Origin of the sequence: Sphingosinicella soli (assembly GCF_014199685.1) — a bacterium.
Classification (GTDB): Bacteria; Pseudomonadota; Alphaproteobacteria; order Sphingomonadales; family Sphingomonadaceae; genus Sphingosinicella; species Sphingosinicella soli.
This window is the reverse complement of sequence record NZ_JACHNZ010000065.1, coordinates 1-10,292: the sequence shown is the minus strand read 5'-3', so window position 1 is coordinate 10,292 and position 10,292 is coordinate 1. Positions and strand designations below refer to the sequence as shown.

The 10,292-nt window shown below is 63.7% G+C and carries 9 protein-coding genes; 3 read left to right on the top strand and 6 right to left on the bottom strand.

Going from position 1 to position 10,292, the window contains the following annotated elements; all coding sequences use genetic code 11:
• Positions 1-31: 31 nt before the first annotated feature.
• The 3 genes from GGQ98_RS17600 (at position 32) to GGQ98_RS17590 (ending at position 3,185) form a co-directional block, all read left to right on the top strand.
• A complete protein-coding gene (locus GGQ98_RS17600; RefSeq protein WP_243451991.1) occupies positions 32-505 on the top strand; it encodes a GGDEF domain-containing protein in 474 nt (157 codons plus the stop codon).
• Between the two features lie 22 nt (positions 506-527).
• Positions 528-1,988 carry a DEAD/DEAH box helicase gene (locus GGQ98_RS17595; protein ID WP_184071895.1) on the top strand — a complete coding sequence of 487 codons (1,461 nt, stop codon included), beginning with the start codon at positions 528-530 and terminating at the stop codon, positions 1,986-1,988.
• Between the two features lie 147 nt (positions 1,989-2,135).
• Positions 2,136-3,185: a GGDEF domain-containing protein gene (locus tag GGQ98_RS17590; protein ID WP_184071893.1), complete on the top strand. Its 1,050-nt coding sequence runs from the start codon at positions 2,136-2,138 to the stop codon at positions 3,183-3,185.
• A 4-nt stretch (positions 3,186-3,189) separates the two neighbouring features.
• Here GGQ98_RS17590 and pip read toward each other — a convergent pair whose 3' ends face one another.
• The 6 genes from pip to GGQ98_RS17560 all read right to left on the bottom strand — a co-directional run bounded on the left by pip (position 3,190) and on the right by GGQ98_RS17560 (position 10,277).
• A complete protein-coding gene (gene pip, locus GGQ98_RS17585; RefSeq protein WP_184071892.1) occupies positions 3,190-4,140 on the bottom strand; it encodes a prolyl aminopeptidase in 951 nt (316 codons plus the stop codon).
• A 21-nt stretch (positions 4,141-4,161) separates the two neighbouring features.
• Positions 4,162-5,187, bottom strand: coding sequence for a FecR family protein (locus GGQ98_RS17580; protein ID WP_184071889.1), 1,026 nt, complete (start codon positions 5,185-5,187; stop codon positions 4,162-4,164).
• On the bottom strand, positions 5,180-5,779 hold the full coding sequence (locus GGQ98_RS17575) for an RNA polymerase sigma factor (RefSeq protein WP_184071887.1): 600 nt from the start codon (positions 5,777-5,779) through the stop codon (positions 5,180-5,182). Before GGQ98_RS17575 ends, GGQ98_RS17580 begins: the two co-directional genes overlap by 8 nt.
• Positions 5,780-5,847: 68 nt before the next feature.
• Positions 5,848-6,963, bottom strand: coding sequence for a membrane dipeptidase (locus tag GGQ98_RS17570; protein ID WP_184071885.1), 1,116 nt, complete (start codon positions 6,961-6,963; stop codon positions 5,848-5,850).
• A gap of 22 nt (positions 6,964-6,985) precedes the next feature.
• Positions 6,986-9,400: a S9 family peptidase gene (locus GGQ98_RS17565; protein ID WP_184071883.1), complete on the bottom strand. Its 2,415-nt coding sequence runs from the start codon at positions 9,398-9,400 to the stop codon at positions 6,986-6,988.
• 64 nt (positions 9,401-9,464) lie between these two features.
• Positions 9,465-10,277 (bottom strand): TonB-dependent receptor domain-containing protein, encoded by an 813-nt coding sequence (locus tag GGQ98_RS17560; protein ID WP_184071881.1) that lies wholly within the window; start codon positions 10,275-10,277, stop codon positions 9,465-9,467.
• Positions 10,278-10,292: the final 15 nt, after the last annotated feature.

The window sequence follows — 10,292 nt, the reverse complement described above, 5'->3', positions numbered from 1 at the left end:
CAGGGCTTCAGCCTTGAGACCGGATACGTTGATGCAGACCGATCATGCCGTCTTTGACAAACCCCCTTGCGGACGGGGCGGGCCATACGTTTTTATAAAGGCAGAGTCCGCGCGTGTGAACGGAACGGCCTTTTCGATCGCGCTGCTCGACGTCGATCACTTCAAATCGGTGAACGACCGCTTCGGCCACGACGTCGGCGACGCCGTGCTGCGCCATGTGGGCGCACTCGCCATGGCCATCGTCGGGCGGCAGGGCCTCGTCGGGCGGCTCGGCGGCGAGGAGTTCGCCGTGCTGATGCCGGGCCGCAGCCTCGATCAGGCGGCGGGGCTGTGCGCCCGCAGACGCGCTGAAAGCCGCCGATGCAGCCATGTATCTTGCCAAAACAAACGGCCGCGACCGTGTCGAAATCGTCCGCTGAGGCACAATTTCATCCGCCTGCGACACGCCGCTTTCTTGACATTTGGCCGCGAAGCGCCAAAAGCGCCGCGCAGGGCCTTTCCTTAACGCCTGCACAAGGTCATTGAATTTGAGCTTTCACGCCCTCGGCCTTTCGGACGAGCTTCTCGCAGCCGTTGCGGACAGCGGCTATAACGAGCCGACCCCCATCCAGCGGCAAGCCATTCCGCTGGTCCTGATGGGCCGTGACATCATCGGTGTCGCGCAAACCGGCACGGGCAAAACGGCCTCTTTCGTGCTGCCGATGATCGACATCCTTGCCCACGGCCGCGGCCGCGCCCGGATGCCGCGCTCTCTCATCATCGCGCCGACGCGCGAGCTTGCCGATCAGGTGGCGCAGAACTTCCTGAAATACGGCAAGAATCACAATCTTTCGATGGCACTGCTGATCGGCGGCGTCAGCTTCGGCGATCAGGACAAGGCGCTTGAAAAGGGCGTGGACGTCCTGATCGCGACGCCGGGCCGCCTGCTCGACCAGTTCGAGCGCGGAAAGATTTTGCTGTCGGGCGTCGACATTCTCGTCATCGACGAGGCAGACCGCATGCTGGACATGGGCTTCATTCCCGATGTGGAGCGAATCTGCTCGCTGCTCGGCCCGAATCGGCAGAGCCTTCTGTTCTCCGCCACGATGGCGCCCCCCATCAAGAAACTCGCCGATCGCTTCCTGAACGATCCCCGCATGATCGAGGTGGCGCGCCAATCGAGCACCAACGCCAACATCGCGCAGTCGCTGCTGATGACCGGCGCGCGCGACAAGCGCGATACGCTGCGCGAACTGCTGCGCGCCGAGGAGGTGACGAGCGCGATCGTCTTTTGCAACCGCAAGCGCGACGTGAACGATCTTGCCGATTCGCTGAAGCGTTACGGCTTTCGCGCAGGGCAGATCCACGGCGACATGGAGCAGCGCGACCGCCTTTCGACACTCGAGGATTTCAAGGCCGACCGCATCTCGATCCTGGTCGCCTCCGACGTCGCCGCGCGGGGCCTGGATATCAAGGGTGTCAGCCACATCTTCAATTACGACGTGCCCTTCAACGCCGAGGACTACGTGCACCGCATCGGCCGTACCGGCCGCGCGGGCAAGACGGGCATTGCCGTAACGCTCGTGACGTCCGCCGATGCGGACCTTGTCGCGGACATCGAGAAATTGATCGGCGCACGCATCGAACGCCGCGGCGCGGCTCCGCTGGAGACAGGCAGCGAGAGCAAGGCTGCCGGCAAGGATGGCGGCGACAAGGATGCCGCCCCGGCACGCGGGCGATCGCGCGGCGGAAGGCGCACCAAAGGCGGCGACCGCAAGGCGGCGGCTCCGGCTCCCGAGATCGTAGCAGCGCCCGTGCCTGAACCTGAGCCTGAGCCTGAACCGAAGGCTGCACGTGAATCGAAGGCTGCTCCGGCACCCGTGCCCGCACCTGCCAGGCCGACACCTGCGCCGAAGGCCGCGCCGCGCGCTGCCCGCGACGAAGATATCGACGACGGCACCTGGAACGGGCCCGTGCCCGACTTCCTTTCCGTCTCCGCGCGAGACTGATTTCAAGCAACTTTCCGGAAATTTTCGGAAATTTTAACCAGCGCCTGCGATAGCTCTTTCAAGCGGGCCGGTCAGTGGTGATTTCGTGCGCCTCGAGGGGGCACGGAATGCCGCAGGCGGGCCCCGGGGGACATTCGGCGGGCAATGATGACAGATTCGGGTCAGATTTTCGAAGACATCCGACAGCACATGGAGGCCGGGGGCATTGCTCCGACGCCCGCCAACTATGAATTCTGGTATCGCTACGTCACCGGCTCCGACCCCGAGCTGCGCATCGCCGTGGATGCCGTGATGCAGACCGTCGGCCGGGTTTCGACGCGGGCGATGCACAATATCCGCCGCGAACTTTACGGCGCCTCGATGCCGTCGGACCTCAGCGCGCTCATCGACCAGACGCAGACCCAGCTGAAGCGCATGGCGCACTTCGTCGAGGAAACCGGAGGCGATGCCAAGGATTACAGCCGCACGCTGCGGGAGAGCTCCGACAGTATAAACGCCGCCGCCGATATCGATACGCAGCGCGCGCTGCTCGCCGAACTCGTCTCCGCCACCGGCGCGATGATCGACAAGACCGAGCGGCTTGAAGCACAGCTCGCGATCTCCGGCCAGGAGATCAACATTCTGAAGCAGGATCTGGAAACCGCGCGCACCGAAAGCCGCACCGACCCGCTCACTGGCCTTTCGAACCGCAAGGCGTTCACATCCTATCTCGAAGCGCAGGCGGGCCGCGCACTTGCCGACCGCAAGCCGCTCTGCCTCGCGTTCTGCGACATCGATCACTTCAAGAACTTCAACGACACTTGGGGCCACCGCATGGGCGACGAGGTGCTGCGCCTCGTCGGCCAGAGCCTCGAACAGCTTTCGCACGGCGTGGGCTACCCCGCGCGCTTCGGCGGCGAGGAGTTCGTGATCGTGCTGCCCGGCAAGACGCTGCAGGCGGCGCACGACATCTGCGAACAGATCCGCGACTATATTTCCTCGCGCAGCGTTCGTGCCAAAAACAGCAACAAGGAAGTGGGCCGCATCACCCTGTCGCTCGGCATCTCGCAGCTCCGCTGGAACGACACGGTCGACACGCTCGTCGAGCGCGCCGACATGGCGCTCTACCGGGCGAAGGAGACGGGGCGCAACCGCGTGGTCCGCGAGGACGAGCTCGAAAGCGCGGCCGCACCCAAACCTGCCGCCCACGCAGCCTGACCCCTCACGCGTCTCTGAAACGGTCCGTCGACTCGATCAGGTGATGGAGGATTCCCGGCTCCGAATAGGCGTGTCCGGCCCCCTCGACGAGATGGAACGCCGCTTCGGGCCATGCCTTGTGAAGCGTCCAGGCATAGCGCGCAGAGCACGGCATATCGTAGCGGCCGTGCACGATGGCGCCGGGAATGCCCTGCAGCCGACCGGCATTGTTCAGCAACTGGCCCTCTTCCAGCCATGCGCCGTGATGAAAATAGTGGTTCTCGATCCGCGCGAAGGCGAGCGCATAATGGCCATCCCCGAATGTTTCGGCGAGCGCCGGATCGGGCAGCAGCGTCACCGTTTCGCCCTCCCAGAGGCTCCATGCTTTTGCTGCGGCAAGCCTTGCCGCCTCGTCGTCACCGGTCAGAAGGCGGCGATAGGCGGCGATCATGTCGCCGCGCTCCGCCTCCGGCACCGGCGCGACGAACCGCTCCCAACTGTCTGGAAACATCTCGGAAACGCCGAACTGGTAGTACCACGCGAGTTCCGGACGCGTGCACGTGAAGATGCCGCGCAGGATCAGCGCGCTGACGCGCTCGGGGTGCGTTTCGGCATAAGCGAGCGCAAGCGTGGAACCCCACGAGCCGCCGAACACCAGCCATTTTTCCGCGCCGACGCGCGCGCGCAACCGCTCGATATCCGCAACCAGATGCCAGGTGGTGTTCGCATCCAGCGACGCATGCGGCAGCGATCGCCCGCATCCGCGCTGATCGAAAAGCACCACGTCGTAGACATCGGGATCGAACAGCTGCCGGTGCGTGGGCGAAAAACCGCCGCCGGGGCCGCCATGCAGGAACACGGCAGGCTTGCCCCCGGGCTTGCCTGATCGCTCGTAATAAACCTGATGCCCGTCACCCACATCGAGCATGCCCGATTCGTAGGGATCGATCGCCGGATACAGCGTCCGCAACACCATTATCTCACTCCCTGGTCTGTCTCATTGCGGGATAGACAGGGCCAGGTGCCCCGGCGCAACCTCGGTCACTTCGATACCGGTCATGATGTGCAGCGCATCGACGAACGCATCCACCTCGCCCGCCTTGAAGTAGCCCGCGATCGGGATGTTGCGGAGTTCATCACTGCGGATTTCGATATCAACATCCGAATAGCGGCCGACCTCCACAACCACGTCGGATAACGGCTCGCCCGCAAAGGCCAGCAGGCCTTCACGCCAGGAGAGCTTGCGGTCGATCTCGGCCGGGGTCACGTGTGCCAGAACCTCGACATGCTCGTCCGAGAAGACGGCGTTCTGGCCCGCCGTCAGCTCCATGACGGCGCGATCCGGCGCTCCGTCGATCCGCGCAGGCCTGGACGCGGCCAGGGCGACGCGGCCTTCGGACACCATGACATCGAGCTTGTTGTCCTTGAGACGCACGGAGAACGCCGTTCCGACCGCCCTCACCATGCCGTTTCCCGCGTAAACCGTGAACGGCCTCGACGTGTCGCGCGCGACCTCGAAGAAGGCCTCGCCGCGCAGGAGCTTTACCCGCCGCTCGGTGTCGGTGAATTCGGTTGCGATCTGGCTGTCGGTGTTGATCGTGAGCTTCGACCCGTCGGGCAGGACAACGATTTCGTTGCCGCCGATCTTCGTCTGATAATCCGCAACGAAGGCGGAGCTGCCCCAGCCGAAGATGTCACGGTTGACGAACGTACCGATCGCGACCGCAACGACCAGCATCGCAGCCAGCGCCGGCAAGACTGCGGCCACGCGGCGGCGAAGCGGCGGCCTTGCAGATGCGGCGGCATAGTCGTTCAGGTCGGCGAGAGCATCGAGGCCGTCCCAAAGCCCCGCATAACGCTCGAACGCGTCGCGATTGTGCTCGCTTTCGGTGCGCCAGCGCGCAAAGGCCGTGTGATCGGCAGGCGTCATCTCGCCGCCTTCCAGACGCGCCACCCACTCTGCGGCCTCCGCTTCGCTCTTCTTCAGATCGGGAAGCAGATAGATGTTACCCGGCTCAGTCATTGACTTTCCGCGCTTCCATTTCGGCCATTTTCAGGACCGTTCCCGTCCGCGCTTTCGCTTCGCCTGCGGCGCCGAACTCCGCAGGGTCGTAGCCGTGATTCCGCAGGTACGCGTTGCAGGCGATCAATGCCGCCGCGACACGCTTTTCCACCGTGCTGACGGAAACATCGAGCCGCGTCGCGATCTGCCTGAACTTCAGCTTCTCGACCTTGCACATCAACAGCGACTGCCGCAGTTCGGGTTTCAGGCTGGCGATCGCCTGGGAGAGCACGAGCAGCTTGCGGCGGCCATCGACCTGATCCTCCACGCTGCCGTGACGTTCATCCACGAAGACGTCCGAACCCCCGGAATCCTCATAGAATTCCGTCGTGCTGTGTTCCTTTCGCCGCGCCTCCGTGATCGCGAGGTTTTTGGCCACGCGAATGAGGAACGCCTTGGGATCCCGGATTTCCTGTTTCTGATCGGCGGCGTAGACGCGCAGGAAGGTTTCCTGAACCAGATCGTCCACATCCTCGCCGCGTCGGCGATAGCGCGCGACGACGCGGCGGAGCGTCGTTTCATAGTCCATGAAAATGCGCAGCAGACCCGACATCGGCCAACCCTATCACGCAGCCCGCAGGCTGGCCACAATGGACGGACGAAACCCCGCCCCTTCCCGGCTCAGGCCCCGATGCTCGCCGCGTAGACGCGCATCCAGTTTTCACCCATCACCTTGTCGATCTCATCCTTGCGCCAGCCGCGGCGCTCCATTTCGGCGCGCACCGCAGGCAGTTTCGAAATATCCTCGAAGCCCGCCGCATACTGGATCGGATCCTGCACATAGGTCATCTCCGGCGGAAACGCGAACGACTCCTCCGGGCGGATCACGGCGTTCGCGCCGGTCGTGAAATCCGCGCCGACACCGATGTGATCGACCCCGACGAGGCGTTTCAGATAATCCAGCTCGTCCACATAGCGCTTCACGTCGGCGCGCGTCTTTGGTTGCAGGCGCTTGCCGGCATCGTCGCGGCTCCAGCTCATGAACGGATCGATCGCGCTGACGCCGAAGAGTCCGCCCGTTTTCGCGATGCCTTCGATCACCCGATCCGAGGTGTTGCGGGGATTGGAATTGAGCGCCGCCACGTTCGAATGCGTGCACACGACGGGCCGCTGCGCCATCGCGATGACATCGAGGCTGGACTGTTCCCCCATGTGCCCGCCGACATCGACGAGAATGCCGAGCTGCTGCATCTGCGCGACAACCACCCGTCCGGCCTTGGTGAGGCCGACATGCGGATCGAGGCAACCGCCCGCGAAGGCGTTGGTGAGATTGTAGATGAGGCCGCAGACTCGCAGCCCCACTTCATGGAAAAGCCGCATCGTCGTTTGCGGCGGGTTGGACCACCAGTCGCTTTCGCCTTTCGCCGCGAAGAGATCCGCCTCCTGCCAGCCGATGGTGAGGGAAATCTTGCCCTCCCGCTTGATCCGGCGAATATCGCCCGCAGTCTTTGCGATCTCGACGTCCGCCGCGTTCCGGGCCGCGAATTCCAGCAGCTGCGACATCTGGAGCAGCGTTGGAAGCATGCTGACGTTCCAGCTGTCGACGCCCCCTTTGCGCAGAAGCGCCAGATACGCGGCTGTGGGCGCGGCCGGGCTGCACCCGTCGACGACAATCGGACCGTCGTCGGGCGCCGCCTGCGCCGTGGCGGCTCCTGCGGCTGCAACGCCCGCCGCTGCGGCGACGAGGCTTCCTCCGGCAAATTTCATCAGTCCGCGACGATTCATTTCAGAGGTCATCGATCCATCTCCCTCGGCGAGTTTATTCAGGTATCTGCGCGAACGGCAGAGGCGGCTCTTCCTGCTTCAAATGTCGAACGAAAAATCCCGCCATCCGGCGCACGGCATAAGGATGATAACCGACATCGTGGGCCGCATTGGGCACCAGCACGAAATCGAATTCCTTGCCTGCCCGGATCAGCGCATCAGACAATGCCACGGCTTGATTGAAAGGCACGTTCTGATCGATCTCCCCGGCAATCAGCATCAGCCTGCCCTGAAGGCGATCGGCGAGGTGCAGGTTATCGACCCGCGCATACGCATCGCCCTGTCCCGGAACGCCAAAGAACCGCTCGACCGAAATCGACGAGATCATGGTCCGGTAATCGTGCGGCCCGGCGATCGACACGCCCGCCTTGTAGAAATCGGGAAACAGCAGCATGGCCCGCGCCGAGGCGTAGCCGCCGAACGAAATGCCTGTGATGCCGACGCGGTCCATATCCATGTAGGGGCGGCTTCGGGCCGCCGCCCTGATCCCCGCCACATGATCCGCGAGCGCGAAGGAATCCTCGTCATTCATCGGCGCCATGTGAAAGGCCCGCGACCGCCTCGGCGTGCCGCGCCCGTCCTGAATGACGATAACGAACCCGAGTTCCGCGAGCGACTGCATCCAGGCGGCGCGGGCGCCGAGGGAATCGGTGAAGCCTTGCGGCCCGAACGCCACCTGCGGACCCGCGTAGATCTGTTCGATCACCGGATACCGCCTGTTCTTGTCGAAGTTCGTCGGCTTCAGGAGAACGCCGTAAATGTCGTGCGCGCCGTCGGCGCTTTTCGCGACAAGCCGCTCCGGCGGCGTCCAGCCTGTCGCGAGCAACGCCCGGGCATCCGCCTCGACGACATCAGCGATCAGGGCGCCGTCCGCTGACCGCACGACGGTACGCGGCGGCTCTGAAACGGTCGAGTGCGTATCGACGAAAAACCGGCCGCTCGGCGAAAACCGCTGCACCGGCGTGTCGTAGTGGCCGTTCAGCCCCCGCACCGGAAAGTTCGAATAGATGTGATCGGCGTTTTCCGGCGTCAGCAAGCGTACATTGCGCCCGTCGAGGTCCGCCCGGTAGAAATGCCGGTAATACGGATTGCGGCCCGCCTCCCTGCCGCCCGCCGTGAAATAGACGAACCCTGCGGCCTCATCGACGCGGGCGATGTCGAAGACCGCCCAGTCACCCGTCGTCACTGCGTTCTTGAGCGCGCCCGTTTTGGCATCGTAGCGATAAAGATGGCCCCAGCCGCTGCGCTGGGACCACCACAGCAATTCATTGCGATCCGCGAGAAGGCGCACATTGGGAACGTGATAATCGATGGGGTTGAGATTGAGAAAATGCTCACCGCGTTCTTCGAGTACCGTTCGGCCGGCGCCGGTATCGAGATTGACCGCGACAACGCCGAGCGCGCGGGAATCCCGCGTGGAGGTGACGAGGTAGAGCTCGCCGTCATCCATATCCCAGCCGGGCACCCCCACGAGCGCCCAGTACGGCGCATAATCGTTGAACCCGAGCGCGCCGCCGTTCACCGGTACGATGCCGCCGTCCTTCAGATCGATCAGCGACAGGACATACGGGGTTTTTGGCGCATCCGAGGGCGTCGGCATCGGAATCTCGTGTCCGATCGGACGGGGAGAATCCGGCGGAAGATATTCGACGACATAAGGCGCTGTTTTTGCGCCGCGATAATCCGAGCGCACGGCCAGAACGTAGCGCCCGTCCGGCGACCAGGCTGCGCCGGGATAGGTCGGCGGCGCCGTGCCTCGGCGCTCCTCCACATAGGTGGTGCGGAACGCCGTGTAGCGATAGGGAAACAGCGCGGTGCCGTCGGTCGTCAGCGGCCGTTCGGCGCCGCCCGCGATCTCGCGCAGCCAAAGGTTGTTGTCGCGCATGAAAACCGATCGCTTGCCGTCGGGCGAAACAGCCGCCGCAGGATCTGCCACTGCGTCCTTCGCGGTGTTGCAAAAGGCGGCGTCACGGCTGCATTCGAACGTCTTTTCGCCTGCGCTGAACACGATCGTGTTCTGGCCCGGTGAATAGCGAATGGAGGTGAAAGGCAGATGCCCCGGCGAGACCTGCCGGCCAAGTTCGAGCGAAAGCGTACGCGCGACGGCTTCGTGATTGAAAGCAGGCTCAGCAGCGCCGGTCGCCGCATCAACGGTGACGAACCGGAAGCCATCCGGCATCTGGTGGAGATACCAGAACCGGTCCGTCCCCTCGATCCAGTTCGGAACCGGCGCGGCGTTGAGAACGAGGTTGCGGACAGCATCCGGATAGAAAAGTGCCGCACGGTCGAAATCCGCACGACTGAGGACGGGCGGCCGTTCCTTCATCCCGATCTGATCGATGCTTCCGCACGATCCGGAAATCAGCGCGAGCGCGCCGATCAGCGCCTTTCCTACCAGTGGCTTGAACATGCCGCCCTTCGATCCGGCGAGGGCGGCGACGCACCCGCAAAGGAACGCCGCCGCCTGGCCATTTTCAGTAACGAACAGTGAACGTGAGGCCCGTTGTGCGCGGGCGGTTGATGAAGGCCGAAGACAGTCCACCATCGAGCACGCCGTTCACCAGCGTGGCCGAACTCGTGGGAATGGTGGTGGCCTGCAGTTCCAGATCGTTCAGAACATTGTTCATGTATGCCGTCAGCGACCAGCGCTCGGTTTCCAGGCCCAATCGCAGGTTCAGCATTTCCAGGCTCCCGAGCCGACCCGAGGGGAAATTCTGCGGGAAGGTTTCGCGCTCGCCGATATACTGGAACGCGACCTGGCCCATCAGCTCGATATCGCCGACGCCGAGCGGATAATTGAGATCCGCACCCGCCGAGAAGGAGACTTTCGGTACGTTGGGAGGACGGTTCCCCTTGGCAAGATCCTCGTAATCCGCCGGCGCGCCGCTGATCGCGAACACCGACATGCCCTTGGTGTACTCCGCTTCGGTATAGTTACCGCTGAAGAACAGCGAAACATTCGGGTTCACCTTGTAGAGACTCTCGATTTCCAGGCCGTAGATTCGCAGCTGGGGGCCGTTCGCCGTCAGTGCGCCGGGGTTGCTGATCCCGATCTGCGGCGTATCGAAATCCGAATAGAAGGCCGCGACGTTGAACGTGACGTCGCCGTCCAGCCAGCGCGTTTTCAGGCCGAGCTCGCCGGTGACGATATCATCCGAACCATAGGTCAGCGCGTCTTCGAATTCGGGCGAACCGACCGGGCCGAAACCTAGCTGTTTGATCCCAGGCTTTGATGGTGCATTATTCAGCCAGCAATGGAAGGATGCGCTATGGGACAGATACTCCATGGGAGCGCCACAACG